Raw genomic sequence first — 20,129 nt, 5'->3', positions numbered from 1 at the left:
CCCGCCCCTCGATCGTCCAGTCAGGAAGTCGATGCGTTACTCGTTCGAAATCAGAAAGTTCATTTACAGCCAGTACTTCTTCGGCGGCTTGCGCAGCGCGCTCGGCATCTCGCTTCCGGCCGTGCTGATGCTCACGGTGTTCCACAATCGCGAGCTCGGCTTCACCATCGCCACGGGCGCGCTCGGCGCATGCGTCGTCGACATGCCCGGCCCGCTCAAGCACAAGCACAACGAGATGCTCGCGTGCACGGTGATCGGCTTCTTCTCGGCGCTCGCCACGGGCATCGCAACGGCGAATCCGCTGACGCTCTGGCTCACCGTCGTGCCGCTCACGTTCGTGCTCTCGCTGATCGTCGTCTACGGCAACCGCTGGCCGCAAATCAGCTTCGCCACGCTCTTCATGATGATCGTGACGCTCGAAGAGCATTTCACGCCGATGCAGGCGCTCATCAACGCGTCGTGGATTCTGCTCGGCGGCCTCTGGTACACGTATTGGGCGACGCTCGTCTCGCATCTGCTCGTGTACCGCATCGAGCGGCAGGCGCTGGCGCAGAGCATCTTCAGTTGCGCGGAGTATCTTCAGGCGCGCGCCGATTTCTACGACAACGACGCCGACCTCGACGAGTGTTACCGAAAGCTTATCGAAAAGCAGATCGCGGCGGTCGAGCAGCAGGAAGGTGCGCGCGAAATCGTGTTGCGCAATCTGCCGAAGGTCAAGAGCGGCAAGCTCGACGCCCGGCGCGCGCGGCTTTTCAATCTCTTCATCAACATCGTGGATTTGCACGAGTTCTTCGTCGGCGCGCACACGGACTATCCGCTCGTGCGCAAGACGTTCGCTGGCTCCGACGTGCTCGTGTTCTATCGCGACCTGATGCGCAAGGCGAGTGAAGATCTGGACGAAATCGGCCTCGCGGTGCTGCAAAACCGGCCCGCGCCGAAGCAGATCAGCATGAAGGCCGAGTTGCGCGCGATCGAATACGAACTCGAACTCATGCGCAAGCAGGCGCTGCCCGAGAAGAATCCCGAAGCCTACGCGGCGGCCGCGGCCGTGTTCCGGCGACTCTGGAGCGCGACGCGTCTCATCGACAAGATGCGCCGCCGCACGCACGACGACGCGAGCCTGAATGAAACCGAGCTGCAGATCGATCACGCGCTGTCGCGTTTCATATCGAGCAGGCGCGTGCCGTTCAGGCAGATTTTCTCGAATCTCACGATGTCCTCGCCGAGCTTCCGCCATGCGCTGCGCGTGACGATCGCGGTCGGCGTCGGCTTCTGGCTCGGGCGGCTCTTGCCGCTCACCAATGCATACTGGATCGTGATGACCACGGTCATCATCCTGAAGCCGGGCTATTCGCTCACCAAGCAGCGCAATACGCAGCGGATCATCGGCACGGCGATCGGCTGCGCGGTGACCATCGCGCTGATTCTGGTGGTGAAGGACCCGCATGTGCTGCTCGTCGCGATGTTCGCGTCGATGGTCATGAGCTACAGCCTGCTGCTCTTCAACTACGCGGGCAGCGTGGTGTTCACGTCGTCTTACGTGCTGCTCATGTTCCACCTGCTCGCGCCGGGCAGCTTGCGGCTGATCGGCGAGCGCGCCATCGACACGGTCGTCGGCTGCACCATCGCCATCGCCGCGAGCCATCTCTTCCCGTACTGGGAATACCGGCTGATGGGCAAGCTCGTGAAGGATCTCCTCGGTGCGACGCGAAATTATCTCGAAGCGAGCTGGTCGTGGAAGGCCAAGGCCGCAACGGCGGCTTCGCGTGCGCCGGCGTCAGTGCCGAGCGCCGCTTTCGCCGACGCCAATGCAGGTGCCGCGCTCGTGTCGGCGGCGGATGCCGATGTCGCAACCGAGGTCGAGGCCGACGCTGAAATCAAAGCCGCGATCAAGCCCGAGGACGCGCCCGTCATCAAGGCGGCGAGCGCGACGGCGGAGCGGCTGTCGGCAGTGAATATCGGCGAGAGCACGGCGGCGACGACGAGCAAGGGCGCATCCGCTGCGGCAACGGTCGCCGCCACGGCGCTCGATCGCGACTTCCGCTATCGGCTCGCGCGCAAGAACGTGCATGTCGCATTCGCGAATCTCGCGCAGGCGTTCCAGCGCATGATGCTGGAGCCGAAGCCGCAGCAGAAATACGTCGCCGAACTGAACGACCTGCTCGTGCAAAGTCATGTGCTCGCGTCGCAGATCACGGCGGCGGCGCCGCTTCTGCAAGCCATCAACGAGGCCGAGGCGCAGCCGTTCGAGCCGCTGCAGCGCACGCTGGGCATCGTCCGGGACAATCTTTCCGACGCGGGAAGCGTCGTTTCCAGCGACGACGCCATCAAGAATCTACGCCGCGATCTCGACACGATGGTCGCCGCCGCCGAGCGCGCACAGACGCTTCCCGCCGGCGCGATCCACGACCTCAAGCTGCTCGCGCATCAATGCAAGCAGATGCTCACGGCGTCCACGCTGATACGCAAGGACGCCGCGCAGATTCATCTGCCGTCGTAAGAACGCGTTATTGCGATGCGCCGGTCGCCGGCAACGCGGGACGTGCATCGCTCGTGGCGGCGGGCGGCGCGTTCTGCTCCTCGAAATCGCGCTTCTCGCGGATCGCGTTGAACAGCAGCGTGAAGATCACGAGCAACACCACGACGACAATGAACACGCTGATCCCGAGCGTCGGATTCTTCTTTCTTTGCGGGGCGTCGCGGCGGTCGTTGGGGCGGCTGTTGCGGGGATCGTCGGTCATGGGGCGCGGCGGCTCTTCGGAGTTTTCGAGATAAGCCGACATCGTACCCGGCTTCGTTTTCAGTTGGATTGCGCCCGGCGTTTCGCCAAGCGAACGGCATCGCCGAAATTCTCTGCTGCACCGTCCCGCTTGAACGATGCCCGCCCCGTTGACCATACTCCAGCGGGTTCCATGCGCGTCCGATTCCGGCCAGGGTTGAAAGGGGCTGGCCGGGATACCTCGTGACCGGACGTGTTCGGCCGCCCTCCCCGGGCGGCTTTCTTTTTGCGGTTGTCGTTCGCCGCGCGCTCAGGCGTCAGCTGCGGGGCGCACGGGCAGCGCCGTCGAATACTTGATCTGCTCCATCGCGAAGCTGGAGCTCACGTCGTAAAGCGGCACCGCGCGAATGAGCTGCTTGTAGACGCGGTCGTAATCGTCGATGTCCGACACCACCACGCGCAGCAGATAGTCCGTCTCGCCGCTCATCCGGTACACCTCGACCACTTCCGGTATGTCGCGCACGGCGCGCGTGAATTCGTCGGCCCAGCTTTGCGTGTGCTGGTTGGTGCGCACGGCGACGAACACCGTCGTGCCGACGCCGAGCTTCTTCGGGTCGCACAGCGCGACCTGCGCGCGGATCACGCCCGTTTCCTTGAGCCGCTGCACGCGCTTCCAGCACGGCGTCTGCGAAAGATTGACGCGCTGGGCAAGCTCGGCGATAGGCATTGACGAGTCGCTTTGCAACAGTTCGAGCAGCTTGCGGTCGATGAGGTCCATTCCCATACTGCATCCCCGATAGGAAAATTTTCTATTTTTCGAAGTATCGGCGGAATTATATGAAAACAAATTCCAGATGCAAGCCGCTATAAATGACGTTCCGATTTGAACCGCAACGTCATCATGAATCTCGAATCCATCGTCCGCCCGATGCGGCATCACGCCGACGCCTTCAACGCTTGCGCGAATGCGAATCCGGCCGTGCGCCGTCTCTGCAGTGAAATCGATGCAGCGCTGCACGGTCCGCAAGCTTCGTTCGGGCCGGGCGTGCGCGCGGCGCTCACGCGTGCGATCGCCGATCCCGCGCTCCTCGGCCCCGATCAGCGCATCGGCAGTCCGCTTGGCTATCGCCGTCATGTGCTCGCAGCCGATCCGCTCGATCGTTACGCCGTCGCGGCGCTCGTGTGGGAGCCCGGGCAAGCGAGCCCCGTGCATGCGCATCAGACGTGGTGCGGGTACGCGGTCATCGAGGGCGCGCTGTCGGAAACGCTCTATCGCTGGGATGCAGAGACGCATCGCGCGGTCGAAACGCGGCGTCATCCGCGCGAAGCGGGCGCCGTGTCATATGCCGATGCCGGACGCGGCGCGATCCATCAACTCGGCAATCCCGCCGATGCCGCCACGCGCGCCGTGTCGATTCACATCTACGGCGTCGCGGGCGAGCACATTGCGACGCACGTCAACGACCTGCTCGCCGCGTGACGAGTGAAGCCTGACCATCAGCCCTTGCCCGGCTCCGGCGCGGTCGGTATCTGCGGCGGAATCTGCACCGAGTGATCCGTCGGAGGCGGCGCGGGCCGCGGCTCGTGCGATACATCGACCGCGACGGCGCGCGGCGCTTCGGCGGCATCGGCCGCGTCTTCCTCGTCGATCCAGATGCGTCTGGACTTCGCCGCGCGATCGTCGGAATCACCGTGATAGCCCGGATCGCGTGACATCTGCACCTGCATTTGCGGCACCGGAATCTCCATGCCGGCTTCGTCCATCTTCCGCTTGATGCGCAGATTGAACGCACGCGCGACGCTCCATTGCTGTAGCGGCCGCGTCTTGATCTGCCCTTTCACGACCATCCAGTTCGGATCGAAGCGGTCCAGTCCCCACACTTCCACCGGCCCCAGCATCTCGCGCCGGTAGCGCGGATCGTCTATCAGTTCGGCACCGACCTCGCGAATCATTTCGGTTGCCTGATCGACATCGGCGGAAAACGGCAGGCGCACTTCGAACACCGCGTAAGCGAAATCGCGCGACAGATTCTTCACCGTCTTGATCTGCGAGAACGGAATCGCGTGAATGGCGCCCTGGCCGTCGCGCAGGCGCACGGTGCGGATCGTCAGGCTTTCGACGATGCCCGCGTGGCCGCCTTCGACCTCGATCGAATCGCCGACCGAAATCGTGTCCTCGATGATGATGAACAGCCCCGTGATCAGATCCGCCACGAGCGATTGCGCGCCGAAGCCGACCGCGAGACCGATCACGCCCGCGCCCGCGAGCAGCGGCGTCACGTTGAGGCCGAGGTTCGCCGCCGTGACGATCGCCGCGATCAGCAGCAGCACGACGAACACGACGTTGCGCAGAAGCGGCAGCATGGTGCGCGCGCGCATGCTCGGGCCGCGCCCGCCGCGCCGCGCGGAGTCGGGCTTGAGCGTTTCCTGGATGCCGGTGTCGATCAGAATCCACACGAGCCATACGACGAAGAACGTCAGCACGATCATGCTGACCGCGTGCGTGATGCCGCGCGCCGCGACGCTGCGCTCGGCCATGTCCGCGAGCGAGAAGCCCCAGAAGCGCGACGACACTTCGAGGAACGCGAGCCATACGCCGACCACGATCATCGTGCCGACGAACTTCACGAGCCGCCGCACATACGCCGACTGGCGGCGCGGCCGGCGCGACTTGGGCCGCGTGATGCGGATCACGATGGCCGACAGGAAGAACGCGACGACGAGCAAGCCCGCCGTTGCAATCGCCATTTGCAGCACGTTTTCCGACGTGCCGATGCCCGCGAGCGTCGCCACCACCGACGCCGACGCGAGCAGCAGCAAGGGCAATTGCCAGAGCGAGGCGACGACATCGAACGTTTCGGTCGCGGCCTTGCGCGTGAAGCGCTGCTCGTACGTGCGGCTGCGAATCAGATGCGCGACCGGCCGCTGGAACGCGAGCGCGAAATAGGCCGTGAGCCCGGCGGCCGCCATGTTCGCGAAGGTCGAAATAAGCGCGGACAGGTTGGTGCCGAGCTGCTGCGCGACGTCGTAGTTGGCGGCGGCATCGCCGAGCGCGCCGAGCGTGCCGATCAGGAACAGCAGACGCCGCGCGTGGATGATCAGCACGTTCACCGCCACGCGCCGGTGCGCCGAGCCGAACAGCGAGAACATGATGAGGCAGATGGCCGAGAACACCGCGCCCGCGACGATGGCGTACGCGGTGACCATCGCGAGCGTGCGGCCGAGCGATTGCGGCATCAGGCGCGCGAACGTCAGCGCCGCGAGGAACGCGACGAGATACGGCGCGACGCGGCGCATCGCGAAGAGCAGCAGTTCGCGCGTCGTCGGATTCGAATGAAGCGACCTGTCGATGCCATAGCGGTTCAACACGCGCCGCTGCAAATACACGAGCGCGAACGCGCACGCGCCCCAGCCGGCAAGCATTCCGAAGTAGTTGAGCAGCGTGCGGCCGAACGGCTCTCGGCTCTGACTCGTGACGATGGTGAAAAGCTCGTTGCCCGCCGCGTTGAAGCGCCCGCCCCAATAGGCGAGCGGCGTCTTGCCGCGCTTCACGTCGGCTTCGAGGCTCGTGACCGCCGAGGCGATCGCGCCGAGCAAGCCCGCGTTCTGCGCGATGCTCGCCACCACCGACGGCACCACCGGCGCGCTCGCGGCGGCGCTGGCGGCGGAGGCTGCGGCGGCATCGGCGGTGGGCGGCGCTTTATCGGCTGACGAAGCGGACGGAGCGGTCGAACCCGACGAACCGGACGACGTGCTCGCCGCCGACGCCGCCGCGTGCTTCGCCTCGCGCAGGCGCTTGAGTTGCGCGACGAGCGCCGTGCGCTGGCGATCGTTGTCGAGCGTCGCGATGACGGTGTCGAGCGAACGGAGCACGTCGGCATCCGACACCGTGGGCGCGGACGCAGCGCCCTGCCCGTCAGCCGACGATGCCGGCGCGGGCGGCGCGATGAGTTCCTGGAACGAAGGCAGATCGAGCGCGGGCGCGGCTTCTGCGGAGGAGATCGCCAGGAAGGAAAGTGCGGCGAAGAGGAAGGTCGCGAGCGTCAGCGCCGGCCGCGCGCGCGTGGCGGCGAACACCGGCATCCGGGATCTCGCGACGAACGCCAGCGCGACGCGATGCGCGAGCTTGCGTAGCTTCATAACGGTCTCGATATCCGAAAGCCCGCCAGTTTACCGGCTGACTTCGACGCGCCGCGCATCGGTGAGGTAACCGAATGTTAAGCGCGGCGTGCGAAGTCGATGAAGGCGCGCTACTTGTCCATGTCCGTGCGCGTGCCGGACGGATCGGCCGTGGGACTCGTGCTGGACGCGCCGCCGTCCTTCGCGGACCACTCCTGCAGCTTGCGTCCCGCCGACTGGAGGCCCGCGCCGGTCGCGCTGGCGGCATCGGCGATGGCGGCGTTCGTCGCGCTCGCCGCGCCCTGAAGGTTCGCCCGCGCGGAAGCCACGGCATCGCTCGCGGACAGATCCGGCATGGAACCGGTCTTGTCGAGATTCTGCTGTGCCGACTGCTTCGCGGCATCCACCTTCTGGCCGACGTAGCTCGCCGCCTGATCGAACTTCTGGTTCGTCTGGCTCGCGAGATTGTTCAGCGCGCTCGCGGCCTGTCCCGCAGTGGCGTCGTGTTTTTCGCACGCGGCCAGGAGGCCTAACGCCGCCAGCGCCACCGCGATGCGAGTAAAGGGAGTCATCTGCATGGTCTTGCTCCTACGTTGAAACGTGCGCGATTCGGCGCACGGATGCGCGGCGCGTCAGATACGCATGACATTCGCGTTAGGTGCGCGTCAGGCATGCGTTAGGTACGCGCGCCGTCCAGCTCGAAATGCGCGCTCATCATACGCTGTCCGCAATCGTTCACCGGCGAAGCTTGCATCGAAAGCGAACTGCGCCTAGGTGAAAAACGCCAGCGAAAGCGCGGCGCAGTAGAGTCTTTCCTCTATATTTAGGAGACTTCTGGTTTTGAGCGATCCCGCCTCGGCATATATTCGCCGGCAGTTTCCGCCCTCCTACCGAAGTCCTGCCATGCTTTACATGAATATCGCCGTCGCCCTCGTCGCAGGGCTGATGCTGTTCGAACCGTTTACGCGCGCTCCCGTGTCCCGCTTTGCCACGCATCGCATGCGGCGGATCCTCGCCAAGCGGTCCTATTGCCAAGCCGCCGGCGCTTTTTTCGCGGCATTGCTGGTGGCAACGAGTCAACCCGCACCCGAACGGATCAATCCGCTCCTCCCGTTCGCCATTGCCATCGTGCTGCTCGCAGCGAGCGTGTACTGGCTCGTGCGCGGCAGGCTGCTCTTGAGGCAGCGTCGCGTGTTCAACGCGCTTCACTGAATCGAAGTTTCCGCTGGCTCCGAACGGGCGTTGCGACCGGCACGCGGTCACGCACTGCTCCGCCCGCGCCGCATCCGTCGCCGCCCGATTTGCCGCCCGATTTGCGCCCGATCTGCCGCCTACTTCGCCTCCGCAGCCCCTCGTTCCAGTGCTTATAAATTAAGCGCTTTGCGCGCTTTCAGCGTATATTCAGGGCCACGTCGGAGCCGATCGACCAAAAATCGTCGGCGAAAAAAAAAGGCGCTACGTTTCCGTAGCGCCTTAAAAGTTCTAGCCATTCCGAGGGCCGTGCTAGAACCTGAGAGCCTGTATCCGAGTTTCGGGGGCGGAAAGCGCTCGCGCACATCGCCGGCCGGTTTCGAAATCGGGTTCCATTTTTTACGGGATCACTGCTCAAGTCAAGCAAAATTTCTGCGTCCGGGCATCTGCCCGAAGGGTGTGTTGCGGCGACGTATCATCAAAAAGTTACATACGCCGTACCACTTATGATCTGGGCTTGCATGGCTTGCAAACTTGCAGCGGCGTCGTCATAGTCGTCCACGAAACTCGCATCCGAAACGATGTTTCACAAATACCAATGCATACGATGAGCAGCCGGTCGCCGAACCGGGACAAGACGAGAGAGAAAGATAGCGATGAAGTCACCGCGCTCGCACGCGGACTCGACGTATTGCGCCGGATCGCTGCGGCGGACGCGCCTGTCAGCAATCGCGAACTGACCGACTGGACCGGCATTCCGAAGCCGACCGTCTCGCGCATCACGGCGACGCTCGTCGGCGCCGGATTGCTGCTTCGTCTGCCCGACAGCGAGCGCTTCGTGCTCACCGCCTCCGTGCTCGAACTGAGCAACGGCTTCCTGCGCAATTTCGACATCCGCGCGCGGGCGCGGCCGTTTCTGATCGCGCTGGCGGAACGCACCGGCCTGAGCGTCCATCTCGCCGTGCGAGACCGGCTGGAAATGGTCGTCATCGACGCAATCCGGCCGCGCTCGGCCGTGCTCGTTTCGCGGCTCGAAGTCGGCGGAAGGATGGATCTTAGCCGAACGGCGGTCGGACGCGCGTACCTTTCGGTGCTGCCCGATGCCGACAGGCTGGCGCTGATCGGAAGCCTGCAGACCGCATCGGGCGACGACTGGCCGGCGATCGCCGGCGGCCTGCAGCGCGGTCTCGAAGATGCGCGCCGCTACGGCTTCGCGACCTCGCTCGGCGAATGGCATCTCGGGCTGAATGCGGTGGCGGCGGGCTTCGTCGGTCCGTCGGAAGAGCATTATTCGGTCAACTGCGGCGGCGCCGCGCATCAATGCCCCCACGAAACGCTTGTCGGGACCATCGCTCCGGCGCTGCTCGAATGCGTCGACTATATCGCGCGCGAAATCGGCGGCACGGCGGGCAACAAGACGCCCCTGCGCGAGATTAAGTAAACTGTCGCGCCTGGTGTCGATGGCCCGCGCTGCTGCGCGAAGTCATCGCCGGCGAGAGATCGGTGGACATCGAAAGCCGGATCGAAGGCTTCATGTAACAGCCGTAATCAACAGAAAGAATGCCGTGTGGACGGGCATCGGCGCGGGACGTAGCATCATGCTTCGCGCGCACCGGGGCCGCGCGGGAACGCTGGCGAACGCTTGCCGCATATCGGTTTCCTCGAACCGGCGGGCTTCTCCCGCCGCAACATTCCCGGCCCCCGCCCCGACCGCATCGCGAGATGCCGCCCATCCGCGCCCCGCACGACAGACTTGGAAACACCCAGCCACCGAACGATGGACGATCAAAAGACCACTCCCGCGCAGTCACGCCAGCAACCCACGCGTCCCGCCGATCCCGCCCCGCCCGTCACCGCCGTCACGCCGCCGCGCCGTCGCCGGCTCGTGCCGCTCGTGGTCGCGGTGCTGATCGTCGCGGGAGCGGTGGCGTGGTGGCATCCGTGGAATCGCGACGGCACGCCGGGCCAGCCGCAGGAAGCGCGTCAGGGCGGACGCCGCGGCGCGAACCCGATGAATCAGCCGCAGCCGGTTCATGTCGCCACCGTCGCGCAAGGCGAAATGCCCGTGGTCATCAATTCGCTCGGCACGGTCACGCCGCTCGCGAACGTCACGGTGAAGACGCAGTTGAACGGCACCTTGATGAACGTCGCGTTCACCGAAGGCCAGATGGTCAAGAAAGGCGATCTCCTCGCGCAGATCGACCCGCGTCCGTACGAAATTTCGCTGCGCAACGCCGAAGGCACGCTCGCGCGCGATCAGGCGCTGCTGCAAACCGCGCGTCTGGATTTGCAGCGCTATCAGACGCTGCTTTCGCAGGACTCCATCGCGAAGCAGCAGGTGGACACGCAGGCATCGCTCGTCAAGCAATACGAAGGCGCAGTGAAGTCTGATCAGGCAAACGTCGATACCTACAAGCTCGATCTGACCTACGCGCGCATTACCGCGCCGGTGTCGGGCCGCGTGGGACTGCGGCAGGTCGATCCGGGCAACTACGTGACCACGGGCGACACGAACGGCGTCGTCGTCATCACGCAGTTGCAGCCGATCAGCGTGATCTTCACCACGTCCGAAGACAACCTCGCGGCCATTCTCAAGCCGCTGCACACGGGCTCGAAGATGTCCGTGACTGCGTACGACCGCGCGAACACCACCGCGATCGAAGCCGGCTATCTGGAAACGGTCGATAACCAGATCGACACCACCACCGGCACCGTCAAGCTGCGCGCCACCTTCCAGAACAAGGAAGGCATGCTGTTTCCGAACCAGTTCGTGAACACGAAGCTGCTCGTCGATGTCATCAAGAACGCGACCATCGTGCCGACTTCCGCCGTGCTGAACGGGTCGTCGGGCGCGTTCGTGTATGTCGTGAAGCCGGACAACACCGTGACCGTGCGCAACGTGAAGACCGGTCCTGTCGATGGCGAGCGCACCAGCATCAAGTCCGGGCTGCAAGTGGGCGAGCGCGTCGTGATCGACGGGTCGGATCGCCTGAAGGAAGGCGCGAAGATCACCATTCCGGCCGACAAGCCCAAGAGTGCTTCCGGTGCGTCGGGCGCTTCCGCCGCTTCCGCCGCCGCGCCGGCAACGGCAGCGTCGGGCGCACGTCATCATCGGCATCAGCAGCAGCCGCAGTAATCGTCAGGCCAACGCATGAATCCCTCCCGCATTTTTATTCTGCGCCCGGTCGGCACGGCGCTCCTGATGGCGGCGATCATGCTGGTCGGCCTCGTCGCGCTGCGCTTTCTGCCGCTGTCCGCGCTGCCCGCCGTCGACTATCCGACCATCCAGGTCCAGACGTTCTACCCCGGCGCGTCGCCCGACGTGATGACTTCCAGCGTCACCGCGCCGCTCGAAAAGCAGTTCGGGCAGATGGCGAGCCTCAACCAGATGTCGTCGCAGAGTTCGGCGGGGGCATCGGTCATCACGCTGCAGTTCAGTCTCGATTTGCCGCTCGATATCGCCGAGCAGGAAGTGCAGGCCGCGATCAACGCGGCGGGCAACCTGCTGCCGTCCGACCTGCCCGCGCCGCCGATCTACGCGAAGGTGAATCCCGCCGACGCGCCGATCATCACGCTCGCGATCAGCTCGAAGACGCTGCCGCTCACGCAAGTGCAGGATCTCGCCGATACGCGCCTCGCCCAGAAGATTTCGCAAGTGGCGGGCGTGGGTCTCGTGTCGATCAGCGGCGGCAATCGCCCGGCGGTGCGCATCCAGGCGAACACGCGCGCGCTGGCGTCGTACGGACTCAATATCGACGATCTACGCACGACCATCTCCAATCTCAACGTCAACACGCCGAAGGGCAACTTCGACGGCCCGACGCGCGCGTACACCATCAACGCGAACGACCAGCTCACCGATGCCAACGCGTACAAGAGCGCGGTGGTCGCGTACCGCAACGGCCGGCCAGTGATGCTGACGGATGTGGCGAGCATCGTGCAGGGGCCGGAGAACACGAAGCTCGGCGCGTGGGTCGATTCCACGCCCGCGATCATCCTGAACGTGCAGCGCCAGCCGGGCGCGAACGTCATTCAGGTGGTCGATGGCATCAAGAAGCTGCTGCCGCAGTTGCAGCAGTCGTTGCCGGCGGCACTCGACGTGCGCGTCGTCACGGACCGCACCACGACCATCCGCGCGTCCGTGCGCGACGTGCAGTTCGAACTGGCGTTGTCCGTCGTGCTGGTCGTGATGGTCATCTATCTGTTCCTCGCCAACGTCTACGCAACCATCATCCCGAGCCTTTCGGTGCCGCTCTCGCTCGTCGGCACGCTCGCGGTCATGTACCTGTGCGGCTTCTCGCTCGACAACCTCTCGCTGATGGCGCTGACCATCGCGACCGGCTTCGTGGTCGACGACGCCATCGTGATGATCGAGAACATCGCGCGTTACGTCGAAGAAGGCGATCCGCCGCTCGAAGCCGCGCTGAAAGGCAGCCGGCAGATCGGCTTCACCATCATCTCGCTGACGGTCTCGCTCATCGCCGTGCTCATTCCGCTGCTTTTCATGGGCGATGTCGTCGGCCGGCTGTTCCATGAATTCGCGATCACGCTCGCAGTGACCATCGTCATTTCGGCGATCGTCTCGCTCACGCTCGTGCCGATGATGTGCGCGAAGCTCCTGCGCCACACGCCGCCGCGCGACAGCAAGCGCTTCGAAGCGCGGGCTCACCGGTTCATCGATTACGTGATCGGCCGTTACGCGGTCGCGCTGGAATGGGTGCTCGAACGGCAGCGCGCGACGCTCGTCGTCGCCGTGCTCACGCTCGCGCTGACCGCCGTGCTCTACGTGTTCATTCCGAAGGGCTTTTTCCCGACGCAGGACACGGGCGTCATTCAGGCGATCACGCAGGCGCCGCAGGCGGCGTCGTATCAGGCGGTCGCGGAACAGCAGCAGGCGCTCGCGAAGCAGATTCTGCAGAACCCGGACGTGGAGAGTCTCACGTCGTTCATCGGCGTCGATGGAACGAACATCACGCTCAATAGCGGGCGCATGCTCATCGACCTGAAGCCGCGCGACGACCGCAGCAACACGTCGAGCGAAATCATCCGCAACATTCAGGACGAAGTCGCGGACATTCCCGGCATCAAGCTGTATATGCAGCCGGTTCAGGACCTGACGATCGACTCCACCGTCAGCCCGACGCAATACCAGTTCATGCTCACGGACCCGAACGCCGCCGAGTTCGCGGAATGGGTGCCGAAGCTCGTCGAGAAGCTGCAGCACACGTCGATCCTCACGGACGTCGCCACGGACCTTCAGCAGAACGGCCAGTCGGTGTACGTGGAAATCGACCGCGCGACGGCCGCGCGCTTCGGCATCACACCGGCCACGGTCGACAACGCGCTCTACGACGCGTTCGGCCAGCGCATCATCTCGACCATCTTCACGCAGTCGAACCAGTATCGCGTGATCCTCGAAGCTGAACCGAGCGACGCGCACTACAGCGAGACGCTCAACGGCATCTATCTGCCCTCCTCCACCGCGACGAACGGGCAGGTGCCGCTCTCGGCCATCGCCAAGTTCCACGAGCGCGCCGCGCCTCTACTCGTCACGCACCTCGGCCAGTTTCCCGCGACCACCGTTTCGTTCAACCTCGCCAAGGGCGCATCGCTCGGCGCGGCGGTGAAGGCCATCGAACAGGCGAAGAACGAGATCGGCTTGCCCGCTTCGTTCCAGATCCGCTATCAGGGCGCGGCGCTCGCGTTCCAGGCGTCGCTGTCGAACGAACTGTTTCTGATTCTGGCGGCCATCGTCACGATGTATATCGTGCTCGGCGTGCTGTACGAGAGCTTCATCCACCCGATCACCATTCTTTCGACGCTGCCTTCCGCGGGCGTCGGCGCGCTGCTCTCGCTGATGATCACGGGGCACGATCTCGACATCATCGGGATCATCGGCATCGTGCTTCTGATCGGCATCGTGAAGAAGAACGCGATCATGATGATCGACTTCGCCCTCGAAGCGGAGCGCGAGCAGGGCAAGCCGCCGCGCGAGGCGATCTTCCAGGCGTGTCTGCTGCGCTTCCGCCCCATTCTCATGACGACGATGGCCGCGCTCCTAGGCGCGCTGCCACTGATGCTCGGCTGGGGCGCGGGTTCCGAGTTGCGGCATCCGCTCGGCATTGCGATCGTCGGCGGCCTGATCGTCTCGCAATTGCTGACGCTCTTCACGACGCCCGTGATCTATCTCGCGTTCGATTCGCTCGGGCAGCGGCTGCGCGCGCGCTTCGGGCGCGGCCTGCCCGACGCCCGGCCCGCGAGCGACGTGGAGTAAGCCATGAACCTGTCGCGCCTTTTCATCGACCGGCCCGTCGCGACGACGCTGCTTGCCATCGGCATCGCGCTCGCCGGCATGTTCGCGTTCGTGAAGCTGCCGGTCGCGCCGCTGCCGCAGGTCGATTTCCCGACCATCTCCGTGCAGGCGACGCTGCCGGGCGCGAGCCCCGAGACGGTGGCGACGAGCGTCGCGAGTCCGCTGGAACGGCATCTCGGCAGCATCGCCGACGTGAGCGAAATGACCTCGATGAGCTCCGTCGGCAGCACGCGCATCACGCTGCAATTCGGCCTGAACCGCGACATCGACGGCGCCGCGCGCGACGTGCAGGCCGCGATCAACGCGGCGCGCGCCGACCTGCCGACATCGCTGCGCCAGAACCCGACCTACCACAAGGTCAATCCCGCCGACGCGCCGATTCTCGTGCTCGCGCTTTCGTCGCCCACGCGCACGGCCGGGTCGCTCTACGATTCCGCCGCGACCGTGCTGCAGCAGACGCTTTCGACGGTGCCGGGCGTCGGCGAAGTGGACGTGAGCGGCTCGGCGAATCCGGCGGTGCGCGTGGAGCTGGAACCGGGCGCGCTGTTTCACTACGGAATCGGCCTCGAAGACGTCCGCGCGGCGCTCGCGTCGGCGAACGCGAACAGCCCGAAAGGCGCCATCGAATTCAAGGGCACGCACGTCCAGCTCTACACCAACGATCAGGCGAGCAAGGCGTCGCAGTACAGGGATCTCGTCGTCGCGTACCGCAATAAATCGGCGGTGAAGCTGTCGGACGTCGGCGAAGTCGTCGATTCCGTCGAGGACCTGCGCAACCTCGGCCTCATCAACAACAAGCGCGCCGTGCTGGTCATTCTGTATCGCCAGCCGGGCGCGAACATTATCGAGACGATCGACCGCGTGAAGGCGATGCTGCCGCAACTGCAGGCCGCGCTTCCCGCCGACGTCCAGATCACGCCGACCGCCGACCGCTCCACCACCATCCGCTCGTCGCTGCACGACACCGAACTCACGCTCGTGATCGCGGTCGCGCTCGTGGTGATGGTCGTATTCCTGTTCCTGCGCAACTGGCGCGCGACGCTGATACCGAGCGTCGCCGTGCCGATATCGATCATCGGCACGTTCGCGGCGATGTATCTGCTCGGCTTCTCGCTCGACAATCTCTCGCTGATGGCGCTGACCATCGCGACGGGCTTCGTCGTGGACGACGCGATCGTCGTGCTGGAGAACATCTCGCGGCACGTCGAAAACGGCGTGCCGCGCAGGCGGGCCGCGATCGTCGGCGCGCGCGAAGTCGGCTTCACGGTGCTGTCGATCAGCGTGTCGCTCGTCGCCGTGTTCCTGCCGATCCTGCTGATGGGCGGCATCGTCGGGCGGCTGTTCCGCGAGTTCGCGCTGACGCTCTCGCTTGCCATCGGCGTATCGCTCGTGGTGTCGCTCACCGTCACGCCGATGATGTGCTCGCGCCTGCTCGCCGAATCGGATGAAAAGCGCGAGGAAGGACGCGTCGCGCGCTGGCTCGAACGGCAGTTCGACCGCCTGCAGCGCGGCTATGCGCGCACGCTCGGCTGGGCGCTCGGGCATCCGCTGCTCATTCTGCTCGTGCTGATCGCGACCATCGTGCTGAACGGGTATCTCTACGTGATCGTGCCGAAGGGCTTTTTCCCGCAGCAGGACACGGGGCGCATCATCGGCGGGATTCAGGCGGACCAGAGCACGTCGTTCCAGGCGATGAAGACGAAGTTCTCGGAGATGATGCGCATCGTCGAAGCCGATCCGGCGGTCGACAGCGTCGCCGGCTTCACAGGCGGCCGTTCGACCAACTCCGGCTTCATGTTCATCTCGCTCAAGCCGAAGAAGGAGCGCAAGGTCTCGGCGGATCAGGTGATCAATCGCCTGCGCAAGCCGCTCTCCGATGTCGCCGGCGCGCGCACCTTCCTTCAGGCGGTGCAGGACATTCGCGTGGGCGGGCGGCAGTCGAACGCGCAGTATCAGTTCACGATGCTCTCGGACACCACAGCCGATCTTTACAAATGGGGACCGCTTCTCACCGACGCGCTGATGAAACGCCCCGAACTCACCGACGTCAATTCCGACCAGCAGCAAGGCGGGCTCGAGGCGATGGTCACGTTCGACCGCGCGACCGCCGCACGCCTGAACATCAAGCCCGCGCAGATCGACAACACGCTCTACGACGCGTTCGGCCAGCGGCAGGTTTCGACCATCTACAACGCGCTGTCGCAGTATCACGTGGTGATGGAAGTCGCGCCGAAATACTGGCAAGACCCCGAGATGCTGAAGCAGCTTTACATCAGCACGTCGGGCGGCACGGCGAGCGGATCGGCATCGACGAATTCGACGACCACGTCCAGCGCGACGAGCACCGCATCCACCGCGGCCACCGGATCGACCGGCGCGGGCGGTTCGTCGACGAGCGCAGCCGACACCGCCTCCGCGCTCGCGCTCGAATCGGTGCGCAACTCGGCCACCAACGCGATCGCGGCGAGCGGCAAGTCGGGATCGTCGTCGGGCGCGGCGGTGTCCACGTCGAAGGAAACGATGGTGCCGCTCTCGGCCATCGCGAAGTTCGGGCCGGGCAACACGCCGCTGTCGGTGAACCACCAGAGCCAGTTCGTCGCGTCGACCATTTCGTTCAACCTGCCGCCGGGCAAATCGCTCTCGGACGCCACCGCCGCGATCTACGAGACGATGGCCGAGATCGGCGTGCCGCAGACCATCCACGGCAGCTTCCAGGGCACGGCGCAGGCGTTCCAGCAGTCGCTGAACAATCAGCCGCTCCTCATTCTGGCGGCGCTCGCGGCGGTGTATATCGTGCTCGGCATTCTGTACGAGAGCTATATCCACCCGATCACGATTCTTTCGACGCTGCCTTCAGCCGGCGTCGGCGCGCTGCTCGCGCTGCTGCTGTTCAAGACGGAGTTCAGCATCATCGCGCTGATCGCGGTCATTCTGCTGATCGGCATCGTGAAGAAGAACGCGATCATGATGGTCGACTTCGCCATCGAGGCGACGCGGCACGGCGCGAAGACATCGCGCGATGCGATCGAGGAAGCGTGTCTGTTGCGCTTCCGCCCGATCATGATGACGACCGCCGCCGCGCTCCTCGGTGCGCTGCCGCTCGCGTTCGGCACGGGAGAAGGCTCGGAGATGCGCGCGCCGCTCGGCATTGCGATCGTCGGCGGGCTGATCGTCAGCCAGATGCTCACGCTCTACACAACGCCTGTGGTTTACCTGTACATGGACCGCTTCCGCGTGCGTGCGGAAGCACGGCGGGCGCGTCGCAAGAGCGGCGCGCAGGCGGCGGGCGCGGCCGACTGATTCGGGAAGCGCGCCCACGTGAGCCTTGGGGCAAGTTCACGTGGCGCGCATCGTAAAAATCGCCTAGGGTGTTCAGACCGGCAACGGGAACGGAGCGACCCGAATGTTAGCGATGAAAGTCCTGCTGATCGGCGCGCACGGCCGCACGGGCCGCCCTGTCGCGCGCAGACTGCATCAACACGGCATCCCCTTTCGCGCGCTGTTGCGCAAGTCCGCGCAGAAGAGCGAGTTCGCGGCGCTCGGCGCGGAGATCGTGCTCGGCGACCTGAACAACGACTTCTCCCACGCCTTCGACGACATCACGCACGTGATCTACGCGGCCGGATCGGCGGAGACGGAAGGCGTGCAGGAAGAGCGCGCGATCGACCGCGACGCCGTCATGCGCACCGCCGATTACGCGAAGCGCCGCCGCGTGCGGCAGCTCGTCGTCGTGAGCGCGCTCCTGGCCTTGCATCCGGAGAAGAGTCCGTTCGCGCTGCGTCACTATTCGCGCATGAAGCGCGAAGCCGACGATTACATCGCGCATCGTGGCGTGCCTTACGCGATTCTGCGGCCCGGTCCGCTTTCCGACGAACCGGCGCACGGCGGCATCGCGCTGGCCGGCGAGCGCACGCTGAACTTGCCGCCTGTATCGCGGGAAGATGTCGCCGAACTGGCGGTGCGATGCGTGATGCGCGGCGTGAAGGATATAAAGATCGGCTTCGTCGGCGGCAACGAGCCGATCGACCACGCGCTCGATGCGCTCTTCGCCACCGATCCGCTTTCGCCCGTGCTCGCGCGGCACATTCAGCGAAGCTAGCTCACGCCGACGAGCCGATACCCCACGCCGGTTTCGGTGACGATATGCTCGGGCTGCGCGGCGTCGCGCTCGAGCTTCTGCCGCAGATGCGCCATGTAGATGCGCAGGTAATGCGGACTCTCGACATGCGACGGCCCCCACACCTCGCGCAGCAAATGCCGGTGCGTCAGCACGCGCCCCGCGTCACGCACGAGCGTCGCGAGCAGGCGATATTCGATCGGCGTCAGATGCACGTTCTCGCCGTTCTTCGTGACGCGCCGCAACGCGAGGTCGACGCTGACATCGCCGAACGTCACGACGGGCGTCTCGCTGCCGGCCGCCTGATTGCGCCGCCGCAGATGCGCGCGAATCCGCGCCATCAGTTCGGATACGCCGAAGGGCTTGGTGAGATAGTCGTCCGCGCCGGCATCGAGCGCGGCGACTTTCTCTTCTTCCTGCGTACGCGCCGAAAGCACGATCACCGGCACGTCGGTCCAGCCGCGCAGCTCGCGAATCACGTCGATGCCGTCCGTGTCCGGCAAGCCGAGATCGACGATCACGAGATCCGGCTTGCGCGTCGCGGCGGCGACGAGCCCTTGCTGGCCGTTCTCCGCTTCGTGCACCGTCATGCCCTGCGCTTCCAGCGACACGCGCACGAATCGGCGAATCTGCTTCTCGTCCTCGATCAGGACGACGGTGAATGACGGCTCGCTCAAGGCAACAAAATGGTCGAGCCCGTCGTCCTGCGCGCTTCCAGGTCTTCGTGCGCGCGCGCCGCGTCCGCGAGCGGATACCGCTGCCGCACGTTCGTCTTCACCTTCCCCGACGAGACGACCTCGAACAGCTCGGCGGCCATCGCATCGAGATCGGCGCGTTTCGCGATGTAGCTGAAGAGCGTCGGACGCGTGAAGAACAGCGACCCGCGTCCCGCGAGTTCCGACGAATCGATGGGCGGCACCGGCCCCGACGAGTTGCCGAAGCTCACGAAAAGCCCGAGCGGCGCGAGGCAATCGAGCGAGGCGATATACGTGTCCTTGCCGATGGAATCGTAGACGACGGGCACGCCCGCGCCGTTCGTGATCTCGCGCACGCGCTGCGTGAAGTTCTCGCGCGTATAGACGATCGGGTGATCGCAGCCATGCGAGCGCGCGATCTCGGCCTTCTCGTCCGAGCCGACCGTGCCGATGACCGTCGCGCCGAGCGCCTTCGCCCACTGGCACGCGAGCATGCCGACGCCGCCCGCCGCCGCGTGAATCAGCACAGTATCGCCCTCCTTCACGCGATACGTGCGGCGCAAAAGGTATTGCGCGGTCAGCCCTTGCAGCATGATCGACGCGGCGTCTTCATAGCCGATCGCATCCGGCAGCTTGACGACGTAATCCGCGGCCATCACCCGCTCTTCGGCATACGCGCCCGGCGGACGCGACGCATACGCCACGCGATCGCCCGGCTTGAACTGCGTGACGCCCTCGCCGACCGCCGTCACCTCGCCCGCGCCTTCCATGCCGAGACCGCCGGGCAGCGGCATCGGATAGAGGCCGGTGCGGAAGTACACGTCGATGAAATTGAGCCCCACCGCATGATGCTTCACGCGGATCTCGCCCTTGCCCGGCTCGCCCACGTCCACATCGACCCACTTCATGACTTCGGGGCCGCCTGTCTTGTCGAATCGGATTGCCTTGGTCATCGCTCGATCGTCTCCTGATTTC

The 20,129-nt window shown here is 65.1% G+C and carries 14 protein-coding genes; 8 read left to right on the top strand and 6 right to left on the bottom strand.

Annotated features, from left to right (window positions below):
* Window positions 1-31: 31 nt before the first annotated feature.
* A complete protein-coding gene (locus AWB72_RS05665) occupies window positions 32-2,500 on the top strand; it encodes an FUSC family protein (RefSeq protein WP_040048824.1) in 2,469 nt (822 codons plus the stop codon).
* A gap of 7 nt (window positions 2,501-2,507) precedes the next feature.
* Here AWB72_RS05665 and AWB72_RS05660 read toward each other — a convergent pair whose 3' ends face one another.
* Complete coding sequence (locus AWB72_RS05660) at window positions 2,508-2,741, bottom strand: hypothetical protein (RefSeq protein ID WP_040048924.1); 234 nt, start codon at window positions 2,739-2,741, stop codon at window positions 2,508-2,510.
* Between the two features lie 288 nt (window positions 2,742-3,029).
* Complete coding sequence (locus tag AWB72_RS05655; RefSeq protein WP_040048825.1) at window positions 3,030-3,503, bottom strand: Lrp/AsnC family transcriptional regulator; 474 nt, start codon at window positions 3,501-3,503, stop codon at window positions 3,030-3,032.
* A gap of 117 nt (window positions 3,504-3,620) precedes the next feature.
* Here AWB72_RS05655 and AWB72_RS05650 point away from each other — a divergent pair, with 117 nt between their 5' ends.
* Window positions 3,621-4,199, top strand: coding sequence for a cysteine dioxygenase family protein (locus AWB72_RS05650; protein ID WP_084592730.1), 579 nt, complete (start codon window positions 3,621-3,623; stop codon window positions 4,197-4,199).
* Window positions 4,200-4,216: 17 nt separating this feature from the next.
* Here the strand turns inward: AWB72_RS05650 and AWB72_RS05645 are convergent, their stop codons facing one another.
* Window positions 4,217-6,859: a mechanosensitive ion channel family protein gene (locus AWB72_RS05645; RefSeq protein ID WP_040048826.1), complete on the bottom strand. Its 2,643-nt coding sequence runs from the start codon at window positions 6,857-6,859 to the stop codon at window positions 4,217-4,219.
* A 110-nt stretch (window positions 6,860-6,969) separates the two neighbouring features.
* The gene (locus AWB72_RS05640) at window positions 6,970-7,416 is read right to left on the bottom strand and encodes a BCAL1086 family glycoprotein (protein ID WP_052449695.1); all 447 of its coding nucleotides are present in this window, start codon (window positions 7,414-7,416) and stop codon (window positions 6,970-6,972) included.
* A 325-nt stretch (window positions 7,417-7,741) separates the two neighbouring features.
* Between AWB72_RS05640 and AWB72_RS05635 the strand changes: the two genes are divergently transcribed.
* From AWB72_RS05635 to AWB72_RS05610, 6 genes are all read left to right on the top strand, one after another.
* Complete coding sequence (locus tag AWB72_RS05635; protein WP_052449696.1) at window positions 7,742-8,050, top strand: hypothetical protein; 309 nt, start codon at window positions 7,742-7,744, stop codon at window positions 8,048-8,050.
* A 577-nt stretch (window positions 8,051-8,627) separates the two neighbouring features.
* Complete coding sequence (locus AWB72_RS05630) at window positions 8,628-9,470, top strand: IclR family transcriptional regulator (RefSeq protein WP_052449697.1); 843 nt, start codon at window positions 8,628-8,630, stop codon at window positions 9,468-9,470.
* Between the two features lie 336 nt (window positions 9,471-9,806).
* Complete coding sequence (locus tag AWB72_RS05625) at window positions 9,807-11,165, top strand: MdtA/MuxA family multidrug efflux RND transporter periplasmic adaptor subunit (RefSeq protein WP_040048827.1); 1,359 nt, start codon at window positions 9,807-9,809, stop codon at window positions 11,163-11,165.
* Between the two features lie 15 nt (window positions 11,166-11,180).
* Window positions 11,181-14,303 (top strand): MdtB/MuxB family multidrug efflux RND transporter permease subunit, encoded by a 3,123-nt coding sequence (locus tag AWB72_RS05620; RefSeq protein WP_087127892.1) that lies wholly within the window; start codon window positions 11,181-11,183, stop codon window positions 14,301-14,303.
* Window positions 14,304-14,306: 3 nt separating this feature from the next.
* Window positions 14,307-17,642 carry an efflux RND transporter permease subunit gene (locus tag AWB72_RS05615; RefSeq protein ID WP_040048829.1) on the top strand — a complete coding sequence of 1,112 codons (3,336 nt, stop codon included), beginning with the start codon at window positions 14,307-14,309 and terminating at the stop codon, window positions 17,640-17,642.
* 103 nt (window positions 17,643-17,745) lie between these two features.
* Window positions 17,746-18,441, top strand: a complete 696-nt coding sequence (locus AWB72_RS05610; protein WP_052449698.1) for an SDR family oxidoreductase — start codon at window positions 17,746-17,748, stop codon at window positions 18,439-18,441.
* Here AWB72_RS05610 and kdpE read toward each other — a convergent pair.
* Both kdpE and AWB72_RS05600 read right to left on the bottom strand, forming a co-directional pair.
* Entirely contained in the window at window positions 18,438-19,136 is a 699-nt protein-coding gene (gene kdpE / locus AWB72_RS05605) for a two-component system response regulator KdpE (protein WP_040048830.1), read from the bottom strand. The two genes, AWB72_RS05610 and kdpE, sit on opposite strands and share 4 nt — an antisense overlap.
* Window positions 19,133-20,107, bottom strand: coding sequence for a quinone oxidoreductase family protein (locus AWB72_RS05600; protein ID WP_040048831.1), 975 nt, complete (start codon window positions 20,105-20,107; stop codon window positions 19,133-19,135). Before AWB72_RS05600 ends, kdpE begins: the two co-directional genes overlap by 4 nt.
* Window positions 20,108-20,129: the final 22 nt, after the last annotated feature.

The organism is Caballeronia concitans, assembly GCF_001544615.1.
Taxonomy (GTDB): domain Bacteria; phylum Pseudomonadota; class Gammaproteobacteria; order Burkholderiales; family Burkholderiaceae; genus Caballeronia; species Caballeronia concitans.
This window is presented reverse-complemented; position numbering and strand designations above follow the sequence as displayed.